Raw genomic sequence first — 21,304 nt, forward strand, 5'->3', positions numbered from 1 at the left:
AAGGGACCGGGACGGACGCAATACGAGGAGCTGAAACGATGAAACGTGCGATCTTCCGCCGGCATGGCGACCCCGTGAAGGTGATCGAATTGATCGAAGAGCCCGACCCGCAGCCCGGCCCAAAAGAGGTTCGCGTGCGGAACAGGGTGATGACAATCAACCCCGCTGATCTGATGTCGATCGAAGGACGCTACGGCGCCGAGCCGCTCGACTTGCCTGCGACACCCGGTGTCGGCGCTTGGGGCGTCGTGGATAAGATCGGAGATGAAGTGACGCGACTGGCCGTCGGCGATGAGGTTCTGCCGGTGGGCAACGGATTTTGGTCCGACACGCTTATTTTACACGAACGCATGGCGCCCAAAGCCCCCGAAGGGGCTGACCCGCAACAGGCCGCACTGATGCGCGCCAATCCCGGAACCGCTTATCTGTTGCTCACGGACATGGTGCCACTGTCACCCGGGGATTGGATCGTGCAGAATGCCGCCAACTCCAACGTCGGCCGGATGGTGATACGCTTCGCCCGCGAGATGGGCTTGCATACAGTCAACATCGTGCGCCGCGACGATGTGGTGGATGCGCTGAAGCAGGATGGCGCGGATGTGGTTCTTGTGGAAGATGGCGGCATTGATATGGCTCAGGCCATCCGTGACGCCGCCGCAACATCGCCAAAGCTTGCCTTGGACGCTGTCGGGGGCGAAGCTACAGGCGCGTTGGCTAAAGCCGTCGCGGATCGAGGAACGATCGTAGTCTATGGGCTGCTCTCAGGCGAAGATCACCGGATCGCGGCGCGCGACACCGTGTTTCGGGATGTAAGGCTGCGCGGGTTTTGGCTGTTTGATTGGTATCGTACCACGAAACCGGAAAAGATGCGCGACCTTCACGGCTTTCTCGACCGAAAACTTGCCGAAGGCGTACTTCATACCGAGGTCGATGCCACCTATCCGCTCGAGGAAATCAAAGATGCGCTTGCCCATGCGGCGCAAGGGGGCCGCAACGGCAAGATTCTACTGACAGGAGATACAAATGCGTGATGTTTATGTGTTGGCGACGTCTTGTACTGCCTTCGGCAAACGCCCCGACGACAGCTTCAAAGATCTGACCCGCGAAGCCTATCTTGACGTTCTGGCCGACGCAGGCTGGGACAACGGCGACGCAATTGAACAGGCTTGGTTCGGCAACTGCGGCATGGGCACCTTTGGGCAGCGCAATATCCGCGGGCAGGTGTGTTTCACACCGCTCGTGCAAGAAAAGCTCTTCCCCGAGCGCGTGCCGATGATCAATGTCGAAGGTGGCTGTGCGACAGCCTCAATGGCGTTCCACGGTGCTTGGAAAGATGTAGCCTCTGGCGATATGGAAGCCTCGCTCGCCATCGGGGTCGAAAAGACCTTCGTGCAGAACGCCCCCGCCCGAACGCTGGAGATTTTTGAAGGCGGCATCGATCAGATGAACCCTGAAGAATGGCACGCTTACTACAAAGAACGCGGTATCGAGGCGGGAAAACCGTTTGACCCGAACCCCGCTGGCGGAACCGTCTTTATGGATACCTATGCGATGCAGGCAGCATGGCACATGAAGACTTACGGCACCACGCAGGAACAGATCGCAATGGCCGCGTCAAAGAACCACTGGCACGGATCGATGAATCCCAAGGCGCAATACCGCTTTGAAGTCCCCGTAGAAGAAGCGATGGCTGATCGCGAAGTATCCTGGCCGATCACACGCTCAATGGCTGCGCCCATCGGCGATGGCGCGGCTGCCGCAATACTCGTCTCCGAAGATTTTTTGGCTCAACAGCCGCCCGAAGTTCGGGCGCGGGCAATCAAGGTTCGGGCGTCGGTGCTGACGGGTGGCAAGTATCGCGCGCCCAATGAACCGGGATTGAGTCATGTTGCCGCAGAGAAGGCCTATGCGAAATCCGGCCTCTCCGCGTCTGATGTCGATCTAATCGAGCTTCATGATGCAACCTCCTTTTGCGAGATCTTCCAGCTGGAAATGCTCGGTTTCGCGGAGACAGGCAAAGGCGGTGCCTTGGTCGAAAGCGGCGCGACCAAACTGGGCGGGCGGCTGCCCGTCAATCTTTCGGGCGGCCTTGTTTCCAAAGGCCACCCGGTCGGAGCAACCGGCCTGTCGATGATCCATGAACTTGGCTTGCAGTTGCGTGGCGAAGCAGGGGCGCGGCAATCCGAAAGCCCTAGGATCGCACTGGCAGAAAACGGCGGCGGGGTGATCGGTTTTGACGAGGCCGCGTGCTCGGTCATTCTGTTGGAAGCACCCTCTGCATAATTTTGCTTCAGGGCGCGTCGGTAATGCGCCGCTGCCCTGAAGCGCCCTCTTGCAACAAGCGGCCCGCGTCATCTCGCACCATCAGATCACAAAATAGGGTGCGTTCATCTGCCATATCTTCGGTGCGCGGGCTATGCGCTTGCCGCACCAGCCGTTTGATATGCGCCGTGGCCAACGCTGGCTTTTGAGCCATCCGATGGGCCAAAGTAACCGCAGCCGCGACAACGTCTGACACTGCATTGAGGGCGATACCGTATTCGCACATTTGCGCCGGGCTTAATGTGTCGCCTGTCAGGGTCATCTGCAAAGCGCGCGACTGGCCAACAATTTGCGGCAGCCGCTGCGTGCCCCCCGCTCCCGGCAGAATACCAAGGTTTATCTCTGGCAGGCCAAACTGATGTGAGCCCTCTTGCACAAGCCTCAAATCGCAGGCCAGCGCCAGCTCGAACCCGCCCCCCATTGCCGTGCCATTCAATGCAGCAATGAAAATGACATCGCTGCTTTCCATCATACTCATCGCCTTGTGAATAGGGCTCTCCGGCACCGGCCGGTCCGGCGTGAACACCATTCCCCGCTGCGCCATAGCTGCCGCTTTGAGTGCAAGGACTTTGAGGTCATAATGCCGAATGAAAACATTCGGCTGCCCTCCGATCAACACGCAGGCGCGTAGCGTCGGAGAGGCGCAGATGGTTTCGACCGCTAAAAGCAGATCTGCTTCCATAGCCTCATCCATGAAGCCTTGATCTGGGTTGGTAAATACGATCTGCGCGATGGCACCCGAGATCGTCAATGTCGCGGAACCGTGGGTCATCTGCCCCCCTTGCTTTGCTAAGGGTTACGATAGATAAGCGCGTCTCTTTACACAAACAAACAATTGGTAGAAGTAAAGAGTAAGCCGCTACTGTTGCCCCTGTGGCAACTCTTTATGAGCCAAAACGGAGTTTCATCGAATGTCATCTAAAAATACTCATTCGAGCAAGGATAAAGAAGCTAGCTCTGAGACGGCAAGCCCCAAGAAAGACCGACCCCGCCGCAAAAACAAGCGCGAAGACGTTTTGAAAAAGGCCGCCGAACTGATTGCGCGGCAAGGCTTTGATGGCACATCAATGCGCGACATCGCGGCGGCAGTAAACATGCTGCCCGGCTCGCTTTACTATCATTTCCCCTCCAAGGAGGATATGCTGCTGGCGATCCATGAACGGGTGGTCGGCGACATGACCAATGAAGTTCAGCAAGCAGTCAGCAAGGGCAGCGACCCCTGGGACCGGCTGGAACGTGCTGCAGTGGCGCATCTAAAAGGGCTGCTCGGCTCTGGCAATCTGGTGTCGATCATCTCCCCCAACTTTGCCGAAGATCGCGAGGCAATTAACGAGCAGCTGAAGGCGCAGCGCCGTTCCTATGAGAAAATCTTCCGCGATCTTTTTGCAGATCTCGACATCACTCCGGGAACCGAGCGCGGGCTCCTACGGTTGCAGCTGCTTGGCGCGCTAAACTGGGTTCCGGTCTGGTACAACGCCGAGCAAAAGATGTCCCCCGCGAAGATCGCGAAGGCCTTTGTGCGTTCCATCCGCAAAGAGGCGCAAGACTAGAGCGCGCAGTTACGCTTCGGCGTCCTTCCAATAGGGCGCACGAAGATCTTTCTTGACGACCTTACCCAAGGCGTTGCGCGGAAAATCATCGCGCAACTCTACACCGATAAGCTTTTGTGTCTTGGCGAGGCGCGCATTGCACCATTCGCGTATCGCCTCTGAATCGGCGACGGATGACTTTTGGGGCACGACCAGCGCAAGACAGCTCTCGCCCCATTTGTCATGCGGTACACCGATCACCGTCACATCTTTGACATCGGGGTGTTGTCCAACGATCGCTTCGACATCACTCGGGAACACATTGAACCCCCCTGAGATGATCATGTCTTTCTTGCGATCAAGTATCTTGAGGAAGCCGTCTTCGTCTAACATGCCGATATCGCCCGAACGGATGAAAGTCCGGCCCCGTGCGTCGCGCCAGATCAACTCGGCCGTCTTTTCGTTCTGGTTGTGATACTGCGTCATGATACCCGCACCGTAGCCCGCTATCTCACCGGCTTCCCCCGTGGGCAGTTCACGGCCTTCATCGTCAAGAATGCAAACCTCAAACCCGATCACCGGGGTACCGACCGTGTCGAACTTATCGGCGTGCTGATGCGGGCGCAGGATTGAGGCGAAGCCTTCCGAAAAGCCGTAAAGCTCGAACAAGCCTGCGGAAATGCGCTCCATCACCTGTCGCTTGGTATTGCGCCGCAAAGGCGAGCCGGCGGAAAGAATTGTCTGGAGGCTCGACAGATCGGCCCTGTCCAATTCGGGCCGGTCAAGCACCATGATGTACTGCGAGGGCACCATGAAGGTATGGGTGATACGCGCCCGCTCAACAGTTTCGAGAAAACCCACCGAGTCGAAGGACGGCATCACATGCAACGTGCCTCCCGCAAAGAGGATGGGCAGCATCATGAGCCAAGTGCCGTTAGAATAAAGTGGCGTCGTGACCAGCGCACGGCTGTTCGCGTTGAAGCCCATTTCCACCGCGTTCGAAAACGCCCAGTGAAGGCGCGCTCGGTGGGTCTGCACGATTCCTTTCGGCAGCCCGGTGGTGCCAGACGAGTAGATAATGTTGAATGGATCGGTCAGGTTATGCCGAATATCGGGCGCGCTTGTCGCGTCACTCGTCAGGATCTCCGTCATTGCATGCCAGCCATCGCCATCAAAGCCATGGGAAATCCAATTTGCGATTCTGCCTAGATCTGGCCGCAAAGGCTCTACCCTTTCGCGGAACGCTTCCGACACAAAGGCCGCAACAGCCCCGCAATCAGTCAACAGCCCGCCAAGTTGTTCGCGGGTCAGCAACCCCGAAAGCGGCACGACACAGGCACCGGCCCGGACCGCACCAAAGACCGCCTCCAACGTTTCGACAGCGTTGCCCATCATCACCGCAACTTTATCGCCCTTGCCGACACCGTTAGCGATAAGATGATGCGCTACCCGATTAATGTTCGCAGAGAAATCACCCCAAGTTCGTGTCTCCTCCGCGCAGACGATCGCGGTCTTTGTTGGATAGTGCCGCGCATGGGTGGCAAAGAGATCAGGAAGATAGACCTGCGGGTCGTCGAGGGTATCCATCATGTTGTATATCCTTTCGTTGCACCATGCGCAGCCATCGCAGTTATCTCGCGTCGTTGACACCGGAACGCTAGCGTAGATTGCGCATTGACAAAACAGTTGATTGTTAGATTTATTATTGGACTAAAAACGGTGAGGCCTTCGGAAAAGGCGCTCGCGCGCCCCACTTCTAGGGTACGCCCTGCCACCCTAAGCCGCCCCATCGCAGCCCCACCCACTTAGCCCACTCCCGGGATATCGAGCGCCCGCTTCGCAAAGCGTTCGGCCAGCGGTCCTAGGTCCGACGCTTCGCCGGACACCGCGTTCCCGTTCCGCGCCCGGTCGGCGATGCCAATGAAAATGACAGCAAACCTGAACAGGGCGAAAGCGATATGGAACGGCAGCAGAGGGCTCTTGAGCCCGCTGTGCCGCATATACTCGGCCACGAACTCCTCCTGAGTGGGAATGCCGCCTTGCTCCCAGCCTGTACCAAGGATCCCGCCATACTCCTCTGGCGCGGTGTGCCATGGAATGACGCAAAACCCCAAATCTGCCAACGGATGGCCCAAAGTCGAGAGCTCCCAATCGAGAACGCCTACAACTTCAGCCCTTTCGTCGTGGAACATCAAGTTGCCCAGTCGGTAATCGCCATGCGCAATAGCGACAGCGCCATCGTCGGGCGGCAGATTGTCGGGCAGCCATGCAATCAACCTATCTAGCGCTTCAATCCGTGTGGCACCGGAGGCTACATACTGGCGAGTCCAGCGTTTGATCTGGCGCTCGAAGTAGTTTCCCGGGCGGCCAAATTCTTCCAAGCCCACATCAGCGGGCCGCACAGAATGCAATCGCGCCAATGTGCGGGCCATTTCCAAATACGTCGCGCGCCGCTCCTCTGGCGCCGTTCCCGGCAAGGTGCAATCGCTGAGCACCCGCCCCTCTAGCCGCTCCATCACGTAAAACGGCGCCCCCAAGACTGTCCCATTTTCTTCAAGAAAAAACATCCGGGGAACGGGAACCACGGTATCTTGCAAAGCGGTCATGACGCGAAATTCGCGTTCGATCGCGTGGGCTCCGGGCAAAATCGGCCCTACGGGCTTGCTGCGCAGGACAAGCTCCCGGTTACCCCAAGTGACGAACCATGTCGGGTTTGACTGCCCCCCGCTGATACGCTCCGTTTTGAGCACAGATTGTTCCGGCATCTTACGTTGAAGCCATTGCGCGAGCGCTTGTTCGTCTAGGACACTCATGACCGAACCGATATGCCGATTGAATGATCAAAATGTGCGATGGCCATTGGAAGGCTCCTTACAACGATGAAACGAGATGACCGCCGTCGACGGCAATTTCAGTCCCGGTCATGAACCGACTGTGATCAGACGCGAGCAGTAATAGCGGACCGTCAAGATCTTCAGGCTGTCCAAGCCGTCGGAATGGCACGCGGCGGACCAGCGCCTTTCCTGCCTCGGACTCAAAGAAGTCGCGGTTCAGATCCGTTTCAATGTAGCCAGGGCATAATGCGTTGACCCGAATACCGAACCGAGACCACTCCAATGCCAGCGCCTTCGTAAGTTGTACCAGCCCTGCTTTAGAGGCGGAGTAAGCCGATACCTGCCCGGCAACCCGCAGACCGAGGATCGACGCCACATTGATTATACTGCCGCCCACTCCTGCGTCTTTCATTGAGCGCGCCGTGGTTCTGGCCACGTGAAACGCACCTTTAAGATTGATATCTATAACTTGGTCGATTGAGTTTGCGGACAGGTCAAATGCGGATGCCGTCGCGGTCACCCCGGCATTGTTGATGACGATGTCGAATACCTTACCCGTAAGCGCGTCTTCTACCGAAGCTGCGGAAGCCACATCAAGACACAGCGGCTCCGCCTCCCCTCCTGCATCGCAGATGTCGCGACAAACTTCATCCAGTCGATCAACGCGCCGCGCAGCCAAAGTCACTTTCACATTTTGGGCCGCGAGAAGATGCGCGAAATGAACGCCTAAGCCAGAAGAGCCACCGGTGATGATTGCAGAGCCCCCAGACAGACCGGGCCATTGAGCAATCTGAGAAGTGAAATCAGCCATCTTGGACCTCAATTAGCCAAACGAACGATCGTTTTAAACCATGGCTCTACTGTGCTGTCAATCAAACCCCTGCCTAGAGCACGCCGCAATCGTAACTACGCGGTTCTTGCTCGGGAGATCTCTCGCCGGCGCAAAAAGGCATGCTTCCCAGATCAAACTAGTTGACAACTATTGGGGCAAACGTTTGTTTGCTAAGACCTCCAAAAACTGGCGGAACTGGCCGTAGACGTGAAAGGAAGCCAAATGGTCAATATTACTTTCGTAGAACAAGATGGCACACGACACGAAGCCAAAGTGAACATCGGCGATGACTTAATGCATGCCGCGCTAGACAATAACATTGATGGTGTAATCGGAGAATGCGGAGGGGCAGCCGCATGTGCCACGTGTCATGTTTACCTCGAACCGCGCATTATCGACTTACTGCCCACCCCAGACCCTAACGAACGAGAAATGCTAGATTTCACTGTCGCTCCACAAGGCAATACCAGTCGCCTTGGCTGCCAGGTAGAAGTGAATGAAGCAATGGAGGGCATGATAGTCACTCTTCCAAACAGTCAAGTCTAAAGCATTGCCACGCTGAACGCGTAACGCGCGGTCGATTGTTTTCATCACTGGCAGTATCGGCACGTCGAGCCCGAGCGCCATGTGGTAGAGCGCTGATCGGCTCAGGTCCACCTATTTGCACTGGTGGCATATTTGATGAAGTTTAGTCGTAGCGACAGCTGCTTGAGCCAATGGTCGGATTGCGCCGCTTGTGACCCGACCACCACCCTTATAATCTCGTCAGCCATAGCGCCAATTCGGGAAAAACTATCAACAGGAACACCAGCAACATCGAACAGCCCATATAGGGAAAGGCCGATAAGTAGATCTCGCGCATGGTTGTGCCGCGCGGCGCAACCCCTTTCATCACGAACAATAGCAGTCCGAAGGGCGGCGTCGTGAAGCTGATCTCTAGGGCGAGAAGAATGATCAGCCCGAACCAGATCGGATCGAATCCCAAGGACGCGGCTAGGGGGAAGAAAATTGGCACGGTCAGCAGCATCATCGAAATCTGCTCCATGAACATGCCCAGTAGCAGCAGCACGCCGAACATCACCAGCAGCATGGCGATCGGGGCAAGGTCAAATGAGGTTGCCCAGCGGATCAAGCCGCTTGATGCGCCTGAGAAGGCTAGGAGCTGGCTGAAGGTCGCGGAGCCGAAAACGATGAGATACGCCATCAGCGTCACCCGGAGCGCGCCGATCACGGAGCGCTTCATCGCTTGCCAGGTTAAGCAGCGAAACAGTACAGCTAGGATGAGCACGCCCAAGGCCCCGAATGCGGCAGCCTCGGAGGGGGTGATAAGCCCGCCCACCATGCCAATCACGATCAGCACCATGACCGAGAGCATAGGCAGAACGTCACCAAACATCAGCCGCAGCTTCTGGCTCCAGCTCAGAAACTCCACCTCATAGGCCGGAGCAGCGTCCGGGTCGAGCCGGGTCTGTATCCAGATCGTCGCAATGTAGAAGGAGGCAAGGATCAGCCCTGGCACGATCCCTGCGAGGAGCAGCGCGCCCACATCGATCCGCGCCAACGTGGCCAGCAGCACCGCCAGAGCGGAAGGCGGGATAATAATAGCCAACCCTCCGGTGCCGAGGATCGGCCCGATGGACATATGTTTCTTGTAGCCCCGTTCGGTCATCTCCGGGACCATGAGACTGCCCAGGAGGGCCGTGGAGCCCATCGATGAGCCGGACAGTGTGGAGAAGGCCGTCCCCCCTAGCACCGTCACATAGGACAACCGCCCTGGCAGCTTGCCCAAGAGCCGGTCGATCGCATTGAACATGCGTGCGCCCAGCCCGGTGTGAAAGAAAATCTCGCCCATCAGCAAAAACAGCGGGATCGGGACAAGCGCATAATTCGTCAGCCCGCCAAAGCCGTTGTCCAGCAACAGCGACACGCCCCGCGCACCGCCCATAAAGAACCAAGCGCCGACGATATTCGCCGCGAGAAAGGCCAGCGCCACGGGCATCCCGATGGCCATCAGAAACAGGATCGACCCCAAGAGTAGGGCCAGAGACTCAAACCATTCCATTATTCGTGTATTCCTGCTTCGCCAGAGTGCATCAAATCATCGCCAAAGACGAAGCGCGAGAACTCGACCGCCATGAGGCCAAAGCTGACCGGGAAAGCGATAGAGAGAATCCATTTGGGGAAATAATAGGCGCGCACATCGAGGTCGTTGCGCGCAATGTTGGTCAGAAACATTTCGGCCCCCTTCCAGGCGAGGATCGCCGAGGTGAGTACGCAAATCACCGCCACCAGACGACTGACCACGCGGCGCATTTTGTCCGGCAGAGCTGCAGTCACCAGTTCGATATGCACATGGCCCTTCTCACGCACCAGCCAAGGCGCGCCCAGCATCGTCATGTAAAGAATCGCGTATTCCGAGGAAGTGAAGAGCCAGGCAAAAGGCTGCATCCCGGCATTGCGCATCACCACCGACAGAACGACCGAGATCATCAGCCAGACCAGCATGGCTCCGGCAACACCGGCCATTGCGTAAAGAAATCCACGGTAGACCCGTCCGAACATGGCGGCGGCCTTTCTGAAATATGAGAATTGGCGCGCCGCTGCGCGGCGCGCCCTAGGGGCCTTAGGGAGCTTTCGACTCGTCGTAGAACAACTCGATCAGCTGGTCATAATTGCCATCGCCCTGTGGGCTGTCGGCCATTAAGCCTTTCATGCGGTCCCATGTCTTTTGAGTCGCGGCCTCGATGTAGCGGGCGGCCGCCTCTCCTTCGAGGGTCACGACCTTCATGCCCTCTTCTTCCAGCTTGGCGAAATCCTCGTCGCGCAGTGTGCTGAGGTTCTCGGTGCTGGATTTCTCATGCTCGATCGCCGTATCCTGCACGATCTTGCGCGCTTCATCCGATAGGCTGTTCCATTTCTCGAGGTTCACGATTACGCCGAGGTCGGTCGAGAAGAAGCAGGGTTCGATCCGGTAGTTAAGGAACTCGTTCCACTTGAGGTCGATCAGGCCAATCTGGGTCCAGCCCGTTGCATCGACCACGCCTCGCTCCAACGCGGAATAGACTTCGGTGGTTGGCAGGTCGATCACCTGCGCGCCGAGGTAGTCAGTAAAGAAAGCGTTGTAGACCGCGTTGCCCCGCAACTTCAGGCCCGACACGTCTAGGTTGCCGTTCTCGTCGAGTGCCGGTTCATCACGGGTCCAGAGATTGTAGCAGACCCCGCTGTCGAACCAGCCCAAGTATTTCACACCCATCTTCTCCTGATGGATTTGGTCAATCAACTCGATCCCGCCGTTCTCGCGCGCCTCGGGGCCGGTGAGGTTGGAAGTGACCAGTGCGTCCTTCTCAGGCAGGGTGCCTGCATAGAAGCTGCCGGGCGTATAGACCATGTCGACTACGCCGTTGCGTACCGCATCGGGCTGCTGGAACATGCCGATCGCCTCAGGCCCACCGCGCACCTCAATCTGCACGACGCCCTCACCCGCCTCGTTCACTTTGTTTACGAATTCGAGGAAGGATTTTGTGTAGACGAGCGATTCCGGGAATGCGTGGACCGCCGTCAGTGTTTCCTGAGCATAGGCGCCTCCCGCCAGTGCCGTGGTGGCGAGAATGCCGCCTAGAATGGTATGTTTCATATTTTCTCTCCCTGATAATGGGGCGAAGCCCCTGAATATGTGCCATTGTCGTTAGGTTGGCGCAGTATGCTTCCCTGCTGGTATGGTCCACGGATGGGCCGTCTTGCGCGCATCGCGGAATGTCTCGATCTGTTTGCCGTGCTGAGCGGTCAGGTCGATGTCGTCCCAGCCGTTCACCAGCTTTTGTTGCCAGACCGGATCGAGATCGAGCGACAGTTCATGCCCCGCTATTACAGCCCTTCCCGCTTCGAGGTCGATCTTAGCCTCGGCATCTCCTTTGCCGAGCCGGTCGATCAAGCCTTCGATTTCCTCTTCGCTGACCTTTCCAGGCAGCAGCCCGTTGTTGACAGCATTGCCGGCAAATATATCGCCGAAGCTGGGCGCAAAGACGGCCTTGATGCCGAAATCCACCAGTGCATAGACCGCTGCCTCGCGGCTGGAGCCGCTGCCGAAGTTGCGTCGGGTGATCAGCACCTCGGCCCCGGCAAATCGGTTCAGCACATGGTCTGGATCGTCCTGTCGCGCATCATGCAACAGAAAATCGCCATAGCCTTCGGACCGCGGCGCCGACATGAAACGCGCTGGGATCAACTGGTCGGTGTCGACATTGGCCTGCGCCAGTGCAACGGCCTTGCCCGTGAATATGGTCCAGCCCCTCATGCCCTCCCCTCCAGCAAAGGCCGTACATCGGTCAGATGCCCCGTCACCGCCGCGGCCGCGACCATGGCGGGGCTCATTAAATGGGTGCGTGCCCCGCGACCCTGACGGCCGCGAAAATTGCGATTGGTCGAGGAGGCGCAGCGTTTGCCCGCCTCAACGCGGTCGCCGTTCATGCCGACGCACATTGAGCATCCAGAGTCGGCCCATTCCAACCCGGCGGCAGTGAATATCTGCGCTAGCCCCTCTTCCTCGGCCTGTTTCTTGACCAGCGCGGAGCCCGGCGACACCAGCCCCGGCACTTTGGCAACACGACCCTCCAGAACCTTCGCGGCGAGACGAAGGTCTTCGATCCGCCCATTGGTACAGGATCCGATGAAAACCTGATCGACTGCGATCTGGCTCAATGCCATGCCCGGCGAAAGCGCCATATAGTCCAGTGCTGACTGTACCGTCTCGCGGCGGGACCCTTCCAAGCCGGCCGGGTCGGGCACTTGCGAGGTGATCGGCAGCGCGTGTTCAGGCGATGTGCCCCATGTCACGGTCGGCGCGATTGCGGCACCATCCAGCGTCACTTCGCGATCAAAGGTGGCTCCTTCATCGCTGCGCAAGTCGGTCCAATTGCGCAGAGCGGCCTCCCAAGCGTCGCCTGCGGGGGCGAAGGGCCGCCCCTTAATATAGTCGAAGGTCACGTTATCCGGTGCCACCAATCCCAGCCGCGCGCCGCCTTCGATGCTAAGGTTGCACAGCGTGAGCCTCCCCTCCATCGTGAGGGCGCGCACTACCGGGCCCGCATATTCGATTGCATGGCCGCGCGCACCATCCGCGCCAAGTTCGGCAATCCAATGCAGGGCCAGATCCTTGGCCGTGACTCCCGGCCCAAGCGTGCCTTCGACCGTGATCCGCATGGACTTTGGCCGCTTTTGCCAAACGGTTTGCGTGGCCAGGATATGCGCAACCTCCGTCGCGCCTACGCCGAAAGCCAGCGCGCCAAAAGCGCCATGGGTAGAGGTATGACTGTCGCCACAGTTGATCAGCAGGCCGGGCAGTGTCAGCCCCTGTTCGGGGCCGATCACATGGACAATCCCCTGACCCGGATCATGCAGATCGAACAATTCGACCCCGTGCGCTTTGGCGTTTTCACCCAGTGTTTTAATCATGCGACGGATGTCGGGCGCCACGGTTCCGACCCGGGTAGGGGCATAGTGATCGACTACCCCGAAGGTCAGCTCAGGTGCCGCGACCTGCAGGCCGCGCTCCTCCAGCTTGGCGAAAGCGTGATGCGACCCTTCGTGAACCAAATGCCGATCCACCCATAACAAGGACGTACCGTCGTCCCGCTGAAGTACCTCATGCGCGGTCCACAACTTCTCAAGCAATGTGCGCGGCGTGGTCATTCGGCGGCATCCTTTCTGGCCGGCTGGATCACCGGCTCCCAATGGCGCCCCTCGCCCGCACCTACCCGACTAAGGGACATTTCGAGCTTAAACATGTCAGGGCGGTAGAGCGCAGATAGATACTCTACTCCAAGCCCGTCGGAATCACGGACGACCCGGTCGATGGTCAGCAGCGGTGCGCCGATGCTGACTCCGAGCACCTCAGCCACATCGGGCGAGGCCAGCGTGGCACTGACGCTCTGATCCGCCGAGGTCACTTTCACCGCCGAGCGCTCCAGCAAGCGAAACAGCGGAGTGGTGGCCAGTTCGGCCTCCGAATAGCCCTGCGCGATCTCCTCGGGCACCCATGTCGTCAGATGCGACAGCGGCACCCCCTCGACCAACCGCAGACGGACCGCCATTTGCACCCGGTCGCGCGGCTGCAGCCCCATGGCTTGCGCAACCCCGCCCGGCGCTGCGCCATAGCTGAAAGACAAGAGCCGCGCGGTGGTGCTGCGGCCCATGTCGACCAATTGCGGGATGAGCGTGCTAAAATCGGCTGCTATGACAGGCTGCGCCCCCGGCTTACAGACGGTCGTGCCCGATCCGGCGCGACGCTGGACCAGCCCGTCTCGCTCCAGCGCATCGAGCGCCCGGCGCACGGTGACTCGTGAGACATCCAGTGTCGTCGCCAGCTTCTGCTCGCCCGGCAGCGCATCACCCACCGCATAAAGGCCGCGCATAATCTCCTGCTGCAGATGCAAATAAACACGCCGCGCCTTACCGCCCTCGGGCAGCGTTCCGGTCAAATCTGAAGAACGATTCTGAGTCATTCCAGCCCCTTCAAGTTCCCTCAACCCTAACGGCGCAAATTTACAAATCAAGAAATCTATCTTCTATCTGGGAAATTATTTGCTCTATGCTGGCGTTCAAATCTGTACTACGAATAATACAGGTTACCTGACTGGGAGGACGGGAAACAGCATGCCGATTGTCGAGATTCATTTAATCGAAGGCTATAGCGACACCGAAAAAACGCGCCTTTGCAGCGCGCTGACACAGGCGACCCGGCTTGTGGTCCCCGCAGGGCCCGACGCGATTACGGTGATGCTGCACGAACTCCCGCCCGGCCATTACATGCGCGGCAATAGCCACCGCCAGCCCGCACCGGCCAAACCTGATCCCGCCGAACTGGTACGCCACTTTCTGGCCGCGATGGAGGCACGCGACCTTGCGCAGGCGCAGGCCATGCTGGCGGACGATTTCATCATGACGTTCCCCGGCGCAGCGCCGATGACCTCGCTGGACGCGCTGCTCGACTGGGCGGCGCCGCGCTACCGTTTCGTGACCAAGACCTATGAAGGTTTCGACACGTTGCAGAGCCCGGAAGCCGCCGCGGTGGTCTATTGCCGCGGCACGCTTTCGGGCGAATGGCCCGACGGCACAGCCTTTGACGGCATTCGCTTCATTGACCGGTTCGAGGTCATCAAAGACAAATTAACCCGCCAAGACGTGTGGAACGACATAGCAGAGATAAGGGATGCCCGATGACAGACGAAATTGACCCAATTACGCTGGCGGTGCTCGCCGGGCGGATGGAGCAGATCGCCGACGAGATGGACGCCACCCTATTTCGGGCGGCCTTCAATCCCATCATTGCCGAGGCCCATGATGCCAGCCACGGGCTCTACCACGCCACCTCGGGCGACACGCTGGTGCAGGGCAAGTCGGGCCTGCCGATCTTTGTCGGCGTGATGTCCTTCGCCGTGAAAGCGGTGATCGACAAGGCAGCAGAGAACGGTGACCTAGAAGACGGCGACATTTACATCTTCAACGACGCGCATCTTGGCGGCACGCACCTCAGTGACATGCGCGTGGTGCGGCCCTATTTCCACAATGGCAAACTGTTTTGCTATCTCGCCTCCGTCGGCCATTGGCACGATGTCGGCGGCGCGGTCCCGGGCAACTACAACCCTGCCGCCACCGACGCCTTTCAGGAGGCTTTCGTTTTGCCGCCCGTGCGCTTGGCGAAGGCCGGTGTAGTGCAGACTGACATCATCGACATTTTGATGCGTAACACCCGTCTTCCGCAATCAGCGCAGGGTGACCTGAACGGTCAACTTGGCGCGCTGGACCTTGGCGTGCGCCGCATGGACGAGTTATTGGAAGAATACGGTGCTGAAACGGTGCGTGCCGGTCTCGATGCACTGCAAAACAGCGCAGAAAGCCTGATGCGGGCTGAATTAACAGACCTGCCTGACGGGCGGTGGGAAGCCGAGGATTTCCTCGACAACGACGGCATCACCGATACGCCCCTGCCAATCAAAGTCGCGCTGGAGATCAAGGGCGACCGCATGACGCTCGACTTTGCCGGGACCGCAGACCGCTGCGCCGGGCCGGTCAATATCGCGCTGCCGACTGCCGTGGCGACCGCCTATGTCGCGATCAAACATATCTTCCCCAGCCTGCCCGCCAACGCAGGTGTCATGCGGCCCATCGATGTAAAAATCCCCGAAGGCTCGCTGCTCTCGGCCCCCTTCCCGGCCCCTGTTGGCGGCTATACCGAAACCATTCTGCGCATGATCGACGTGATCTTCGCCGCCGCTTCACAGGCCGCGCCTGACCGGGTGGTGGCCAACGCCTATGGCACGATCAACGCGCTCTCGATCTCGGGCAAACGGGCGAATGGGCAGCCGTGGGTAATGTTCAGCTTTTACGGCGGCGGACATGGCGGCTCGATCGAAAGCGATGGATTAAACCACGGCAACGCGCCGATCTCCACCGCGACGATTCCGCCGATGGAAATCTTGGAAGCCGCCTATCCGGTGATGTTCAAACAATGGGCCCTGCGCCCCGACAGCGCAGGCGCAGGCCAGCATCGCGGCGGCATGGGCGCGACCTATGAGATCGAAGTGCTAGAAGAATCCGCCACGGCCTTTCTTTTCGGCGAACGCGGCCGCTTTGCTCCCAAAGGCGCCGCAGGCGGCGGAGAGGCTGCGATGAACCAATTTTCCTATGAACAGGACGATGGCTGGCACAACCCGCCGATGGCTTCGAAGATGGTGGGCATCAAGCTCAAGCGCGGCCAATCCGTGCGACTCGATACCCCCGGCGGTGGCGGTTATGGCGAGGCCGCGAAACGAGACGCGGCAGCCGTTGCAAAAGATGTGGCGCGCGGCTTGATGAGCGCCGAGATAGCCACTCAGACCTACGGCGCAGATTGGAAGGACGCGACACAATGAGCAGCAGCAACCGAATGATCGGCGTCGATGTTGGCGGCACTTTCACAGATATCTTCGTACTCGATGAAGCCACCGGGATCGCCGAGGTTGCCAAGGTCCCGACCACGCGGCCAGACCAGTCTGGCGGTTTCTTGGGCGGTATTAATTCGCGGGTGTCAGACCTCTCCAGCGTCTCGGTCGTCGTGCATGGGACCACGGCAGGCACCAACGCCTTGCTCGAGCGTAAGGGCGCGAAGATCGGTATTATCACCACCAAAGGGCTGCGCGATGTGCTGGAAATGCGCCGCCGCGACCGCCCCCGCACATGGGGACTGCGCGGCGAGTATACGCCCGTTGTTGACCGTGAGCGGCGCCTTGAAGTGCCCGAGCGGACACTGGCAGACGGCACAATCCGCACCCCTGTCGATCTGGAAGCAGTCCGACAGGCGGCGCAGCGATTGATCGACGACGGCTGCCTCGCTTGTGCGATTCTTTTTGCCAACAGCTATGCCAATGCCGAAAACGAACGTGCCGCCGTGCAAGCGGTGCGAGAGATGTGGCCCAATGCCCATGTCTCGGCGTCTGCCGAGATCCTGCCCGAAATTCGCGAGTTTGAACGGTTCTCGACCACCGCTTTGAACGCCTATCTGCAACCCGAGGTTTCGGGCTACCTCGCCCGGTTGGAAACGGCGTTGAAGGACGGTGGCTTTGGCGGCGAGTTCATGATCGTGCAGTCCAATGGCGGCGTCATGGACGTTGATACCGCCGCCCGCTTGCCCGTGCGCACCGCACTCTCCGGCCCCGCTGCCGGGGTCATCGCGGCGGGTTATATCGCCGAGGCCGCTGGGTTCCCGGATGTCATCACCGGCGACATGGGCGGCACGTCTTTTGACGTCTCGCTGATCGCCAAGGGCCAATCCATGCTGTCGCCACAGACATCAATCGACTTCGGCATGGTGGTCCGCTCGCCGATGATTGAGATCACCACCATCGGCGCGGGCGGCGGCTCCATCGCTTGGGTCGATAAGGGCGGCTTGCTCAACATCGGCCCGGAAAGCGCTGGCTCCACCCCTGGCCCGGTGGCCTACGGCCAAGGCAACACCCGCCCCACAGTGACCGACGCCAATGTTGTGCTGGGCCGGATCGACCCCGATAACCCGATCGGCGGCAAGTTGGACCGGCTCGACGTAGAGGCTGCCTCGGCCGCGATCCTTGAGCATGTGGGGAAACCACTGAACCTAGACGCGCTGGCCGCGGCAGAGGCGATCCTGCGCGTGGCCAACAGCCGCATGGCGGGCGCACTGCGCCTTGTTTCCATCGAACGCGGGTTTGACCCGAAACAATTCGCCTTCATGCCCTTCGGCGGTGGCGGAGCCTTGCACGCAGGCGCGATGCTGGCCGAAGTTGGCCTCGCCCGCGCCATCGTGCCGCGCTATCCGGGTGTTACCTCGGCGATGGGCTGCGTCATCGCTGACATGCGGCAGGACTTTGTGCAGACGATCAATGCAGGGCTCGCCGGGATCGACCTGCCTGTTTTGACGGATTTCATGCAGACACATGTTGACAGCGGCAATGCCACGCTCGACGCCGCCCGCACGCATTTTGAAGGCCGCGATACCGAGTTCACGCTGGATATGGCCTATCAAGGCCAGACCCATACCGTGCCTGTTCCTTTGCCCGTCACTGTGAAGGACGGGACTGTCACACCGCCAACAGAGGAGCAGATCGGCGAGGCTTTCGACACTGCCTACCGCGCCACCTATGGGCGATTGCTCAAGAACGGCACCCGCCGGGTCATCAACTTGCGCTCTGCCGTCACCGGGCGCCGCCCGCGTTTTAATCTAGCCACCCTCGCCACCCAAGGCGGCAGCATCGAGGCCGCCCACAAGGGCAGCCGTCAGGTCCATTTCGGGGACAGCTGGCACAAGACCGAGCTCTATGACCGTCTTGCGCTGCCCGTGGGGGCCGAGGTCCCCGGTCCGGCCATCCTTGAACAGCCCGACACCACCGTGCTGATTGAGCCGGGCTTGGTGGGCAAGGTGGACAGCTATGGCAACACATTGATCGAAAGGGTTTGAGCATGACACCACACAACACCGCCTTGCTGACCATCGACCTGCAAAACGATTTTCTGCACCCCGAAGGAGCTTATGGCCGTGCGGGTCAGGGTGCCGATGCAATCCTCGCCCTGCCGGACCGGATCGCGCCCCTTAAGTCCGCCCTGACGCAAGCCGGCGGCACCTATGTCTCGGCGCAGTTCACACTGGTGCCGGGACGCGATGACGAGCCCTTGATCGCACCGCATCTGCGCGAATTGCGGCCCTTTCTTACCAAAGGCGACTTTGCCCCCGGCGGGTTTGGTCATGCGCTGGTCGACACGCTGGCCCCTGCGGATTTCACGATTGAAAAGGTCGCCTATTCAGCGTTCTATCAGACCCGGCTGGAATACATCCTGCGCGCGATGAAGATCGACACGTTGATCATTGGCGGGATCGTCACCAACGGGGGCGTGGCCAGCACTGTGCGCGATGCGCATTTGCGGGATATCCACACGATCCTGTTGTCAGACGGATGCGCTGCCTTCAAAGACGACGTACACGAAGCCACGCTGACATCGCTCGGTTCCATCACCAAGGTGATGACCTGTGCTGAAGCGACTGCGATGATTGGAGCCGCAACATGACCCTGCGCAACCGTTTGACGAAAGAAGACATTCTGATCGCGCCGGGAGTCTATGATGGGCTGACTGCGAGCCTCGCCACAGACGCGGGGTTTGAGGCCCTTTATCTGTCTGGTGCTGCCGTTGCCTATACCCGGCTGGGCCGCCCTGACATTGGCCTCACCACAGCCTCAGAAATGGCCGACACGATGGCGCTGATCGCTGACCGCACAGACCTGCCGGTCATTATGGATGCCGACACCGGTTTCGGCAACGCTCTGAACGCACGGCGCACAATGCAAAGCTATGAACGCGCCGGGGCCGCGGCCTTGCAGGTCGAAGATCAGAGCTACCCCAAAAAATGCGGCCACCTGTCGGACAAATCGCTGATCCCCATGTCTGAGATGGTTGGCAAGATCGCCGCAATGGCCGATGCGCGTCGCCACGACACGCTGATCGTCGCCCGAACGGACGCCATTGCCGTCGAAGGGTTCGAGGCCGCGATTGACCGGGCGGGGTGCTACATTGACGCGGGCGCGGATGTGCTTTTTATCGAAGCGCCGCGCAACAGTGATGAGCTTGGCAAGATTGCGCAGACCTACAAAGGCCGAGTGCCGCTGTTGGCGAATATGGTCGAAGGCGGGGCAACGCCAATCTCCTCGGCCACAGATTTGCAGGCGATAGGCTTTGACATCGTGATCTTCCCCGGTGGCATCGTGCGCGCTTTGGCCCGGACGGCCCAAGACTATTACGCCAGCCTGCACCAGGCGGGCAGTAACAAGCCCTTTGCGGATCGGATGCATGATTTCGATGGGCTGAATGACGCCATCGGTACCAATGACATGCTCGCTATGGGTAAGCGGTTCGATGGCAACAGCTGATATCGCATCCCCGCCTGTGGCATTCGATCTAACGGTCGAAACGCTGATCATCGGGGCCGGGGCTTGCGGCATGGTCGCCGCGCTGGCCGCGCATGAGGATGGGCAAAACGTGCTGCTGGTTGAGGCCGCTCCCGTCCCTTCCGGCTCCACAGCCCTGAGCGCAGGGCTGATTCCGGCGGCGGGCACAAGGTTTCAAGCTGAGGCCGGGATCGACGACACGCCCGCGCTTTTCGCGCAGGACATTCAGGCCAAAGCTAAGGATGAAAACGACCCCGATCTGGTTGCGTCCCTCACGGCCCAAGCGGGCACGGTGATCGAATGGCTGGCCGACAGCCACGGGTTGCCGTTTTCCGTAGTCGACGACTTCGACTACCCCGGTCACAGCCGCCGGCGCATGCACGGGTTGCCACAGCGGGCGGGCCGCGAGTTGATCGACGCTCTGCGCAGCCGGATCGAAACACTCGACATTCCACTCATCTGCAACCGACGCGCGGCCCGTCTTTTCGCTGAAGACGACATCGTCAAAGGCGCGGCGCTGACTCTTCCCGATGGCAGCGTTGAGACTGTCGGCTGTGGGCGGCTGATCCTTGCCTGCAATGGCTTTGGCGGCAATCCCGAGATGGTTGCGCAGTACATGCCCAAAATCTCCGAGGCTGTCTGGTTCGGACATGATGGCAACCGCGGCGAGGCCGTCAATTGGGGCCATGCGCTTGGCGCGGCGACCCGCCATTTGGGCGCCTACCAAGGGCATGGCAACGTCGCCCATCCACATGGCATTCTAATCACTTGGGCGACGATCACCGAAGGCGGGTTTCAGGTGAACGCGAAGGGCGCGCGTTTCTGGAATGAAAGCCAAGGCTACTCCGAAGCGGCGCGGGCTGTGCTTGCCCAGCCCGAAGGCTTCGCTTGGACCATTTTTGATGGCCGGATCGCCGCAATTGCCCGGCAGTTTGAGGATTTTAAGCAGGCCGAACAGCAAGGCGCTGTTGTCGAGGCTGAGACTGTGGTGGCTTTGGCAGAGCGCCTCGGCCTGCCGAACGCAACCTTGCAGCAGAGTTTCGACGCTCGCCACCAAGAGGGGTCTGACGCCTTTGGGCGGTCGTGGCAGTCTCCCCCACTGTCCCCGCCTTACCATGCCGTGAAAGTCACGGGCGCGTTGTTCCACACCCAAGGGGGGCTTGAAGTGGAGCCGAATACGGCTCAAGTCCGAAAACCTCAGGGCGACCGTTTCCCCAACCTCTTCGCGGCTGGCGGCGCAGCCTGCGGGGTATCTGGGACGGGAGACAGCGGCTATCTGTCAGGCAATGGCCTACTGGCTGCAACGGTGCTGGGCTATATCGCAGGGCGCGGCTAAGAAGC

The 21,304-nt window shown here is 59.7% G+C and carries 20 protein-coding genes; 10 read left to right on the forward strand and 10 right to left on the reverse strand.

Annotated features, from left to right (window positions below):
- Window positions 1–38: 38 nt before the first annotated feature.
- A complete protein-coding gene (locus R1T45_RS19310) occupies window positions 39–1,031 on the forward strand; it encodes a zinc-dependent alcohol dehydrogenase family protein (protein WP_317389957.1) in 993 nt (330 codons plus the stop codon).
- A complete protein-coding gene (locus tag R1T45_RS19315) occupies window positions 1,024–2,283 on the forward strand; it encodes a thiolase family protein (protein WP_317389958.1) in 1,260 nt (419 codons plus the stop codon). Before R1T45_RS19310 ends, R1T45_RS19315 begins: the two co-directional genes overlap by 8 nt.
- 7 nt (window positions 2,284–2,290) lie before the next feature.
- Here the strand turns inward: R1T45_RS19315 and R1T45_RS19320 are convergent, their stop codons facing one another.
- Window positions 2,291–3,094, reverse strand: coding sequence for an enoyl-CoA hydratase/isomerase family protein (locus R1T45_RS19320; RefSeq protein WP_317389959.1), 804 nt, complete (start codon window positions 3,092–3,094; stop codon window positions 2,291–2,293).
- Window positions 3,095–3,233: 139 nt separating this feature from the next.
- Between R1T45_RS19320 and R1T45_RS19325 the strand changes: the two genes are divergently transcribed.
- Complete coding sequence (locus R1T45_RS19325) at window positions 3,234–3,872, forward strand: TetR/AcrR family transcriptional regulator (RefSeq protein ID WP_317389960.1); 639 nt, start codon at window positions 3,234–3,236, stop codon at window positions 3,870–3,872.
- 9 nt (window positions 3,873–3,881) lie between these two features.
- On the opposite strand, the gene R1T45_RS19330 is transcribed toward R1T45_RS19325, so the two are convergent.
- The 3 genes from R1T45_RS19330 to R1T45_RS19340 all read right to left on the reverse strand — a co-directional run bounded on the left by R1T45_RS19330 (window position 3,882) and on the right by R1T45_RS19340 (window position 7,496).
- Window positions 3,882–5,441, reverse strand: a complete 1,560-nt coding sequence (locus R1T45_RS19330; RefSeq protein WP_317389961.1) for a class I adenylate-forming enzyme family protein — start codon at window positions 5,439–5,441, stop codon at window positions 3,882–3,884.
- Between the two features lie 215 nt (window positions 5,442–5,656).
- Window positions 5,657–6,616 carry a phosphotransferase family protein gene (locus tag R1T45_RS19335; protein ID WP_317389962.1) on the reverse strand — a complete coding sequence of 320 codons (960 nt, stop codon included), beginning with the start codon at window positions 6,614–6,616 and terminating at the stop codon, window positions 5,657–5,659.
- Between the two features lie 106 nt (window positions 6,617–6,722).
- Window positions 6,723–7,496, reverse strand: coding sequence for an SDR family NAD(P)-dependent oxidoreductase (locus R1T45_RS19340; RefSeq protein WP_317389963.1), 774 nt, complete (start codon window positions 7,494–7,496; stop codon window positions 6,723–6,725).
- 243 nt (window positions 7,497–7,739) lie between these two features.
- Here R1T45_RS19340 and R1T45_RS19345 point away from each other — a divergent pair, with 243 nt between their 5' ends.
- Entirely contained in the window at window positions 7,740–8,063 is a 324-nt protein-coding gene (locus R1T45_RS19345; protein WP_317389964.1) for a 2Fe-2S iron-sulfur cluster-binding protein, read from the forward strand.
- A gap of 208 nt (window positions 8,064–8,271) precedes the next feature.
- On the opposite strand, the gene R1T45_RS19350 is transcribed toward R1T45_RS19345, so the two are convergent.
- The 6 genes from R1T45_RS19350 to R1T45_RS19375 form a co-directional block, all read right to left on the reverse strand.
- Window positions 8,272–9,579 (reverse strand): TRAP transporter large permease, encoded by a 1,308-nt coding sequence (locus tag R1T45_RS19350; RefSeq protein ID WP_317389965.1) that lies wholly within the window; start codon window positions 9,577–9,579, stop codon window positions 8,272–8,274.
- On the reverse strand, window positions 9,579–10,079 hold the full coding sequence (locus tag R1T45_RS19355) for a TRAP transporter small permease (RefSeq protein ID WP_317389966.1): 501 nt from the start codon (window positions 10,077–10,079) through the stop codon (window positions 9,579–9,581). The genes R1T45_RS19350 and R1T45_RS19355 overlap by 1 nt, the downstream gene beginning before the upstream one ends.
- Window positions 10,080–10,140: 61 nt before the next feature.
- Entirely contained in the window at window positions 10,141–11,151 is a 1,011-nt protein-coding gene (gene dctP, locus R1T45_RS19360; protein ID WP_317389967.1) for a TRAP transporter substrate-binding protein DctP, read from the reverse strand.
- A 51-nt stretch (window positions 11,152–11,202) separates the two neighbouring features.
- On the reverse strand, window positions 11,203–11,811 hold the full coding sequence (leuD, locus tag R1T45_RS19365) for a 3-isopropylmalate dehydratase small subunit (RefSeq protein WP_317389968.1): 609 nt from the start codon (window positions 11,809–11,811) through the stop codon (window positions 11,203–11,205).
- Complete coding sequence (gene leuC, locus R1T45_RS19370; protein WP_317389969.1) at window positions 11,808–13,205, reverse strand: 3-isopropylmalate dehydratase large subunit; 1,398 nt, start codon at window positions 13,203–13,205, stop codon at window positions 11,808–11,810. Before leuC ends, leuD begins: the two co-directional genes overlap by 4 nt.
- The gene (locus tag R1T45_RS19375; RefSeq protein WP_317389970.1) at window positions 13,202–14,017 is read right to left on the reverse strand and encodes a GntR family transcriptional regulator; all 816 of its coding nucleotides are present in this window, start codon (window positions 14,015–14,017) and stop codon (window positions 13,202–13,204) included. Before R1T45_RS19375 ends, leuC begins: the two co-directional genes overlap by 4 nt.
- Window positions 14,018–14,168: 151 nt before the next feature.
- Between R1T45_RS19375 and R1T45_RS19380 the strand changes: the two genes are divergently transcribed.
- The 6 genes from R1T45_RS19380 to R1T45_RS19405 are packed head-to-tail and all read left to right on the forward strand — an operon-like array spanning window position 14,169 to window position 21,299.
- A complete protein-coding gene (locus R1T45_RS19380) occupies window positions 14,169–14,735 on the forward strand; it encodes a nuclear transport factor 2 family protein (RefSeq protein ID WP_317389971.1) in 567 nt (188 codons plus the stop codon).
- Entirely contained in the window at window positions 14,732–16,426 is a 1,695-nt protein-coding gene (locus R1T45_RS19385) for a hydantoinase B/oxoprolinase family protein (protein WP_317389972.1), read from the forward strand. Before R1T45_RS19380 ends, R1T45_RS19385 begins: the two co-directional genes overlap by 4 nt.
- Window positions 16,423–18,483, forward strand: coding sequence for a hydantoinase/oxoprolinase family protein (locus R1T45_RS19390; protein ID WP_317389973.1), 2,061 nt, complete (start codon window positions 16,423–16,425; stop codon window positions 18,481–18,483). Before R1T45_RS19385 ends, R1T45_RS19390 begins: the two co-directional genes overlap by 4 nt.
- Window positions 18,484–18,485: 2 nt before the next feature.
- Entirely contained in the window at window positions 18,486–19,088 is a 603-nt protein-coding gene (locus R1T45_RS19395; RefSeq protein ID WP_317389974.1) for an isochorismatase family cysteine hydrolase, read from the forward strand.
- Window positions 19,085–19,945 (forward strand): oxaloacetate decarboxylase, encoded by an 861-nt coding sequence (locus R1T45_RS19400; protein WP_317389975.1) that lies wholly within the window; start codon window positions 19,085–19,087, stop codon window positions 19,943–19,945. Before R1T45_RS19395 ends, R1T45_RS19400 begins: the two co-directional genes overlap by 4 nt.
- Complete coding sequence (locus R1T45_RS19405) at window positions 19,932–21,299, forward strand: FAD-dependent oxidoreductase (protein ID WP_317389976.1); 1,368 nt, start codon at window positions 19,932–19,934, stop codon at window positions 21,297–21,299. Before R1T45_RS19400 ends, R1T45_RS19405 begins: the two co-directional genes overlap by 14 nt.
- Window positions 21,300–21,304 lie beyond the last annotated feature (5 nt).

Source organism: Sulfitobacter sp. LC.270.F.C4, from assembly GCF_032922545.1.
In the GTDB taxonomy this organism is placed as follows: domain Bacteria; phylum Pseudomonadota; class Alphaproteobacteria; order Rhodobacterales; family Rhodobacteraceae; genus Sulfitobacter; species Sulfitobacter profundi.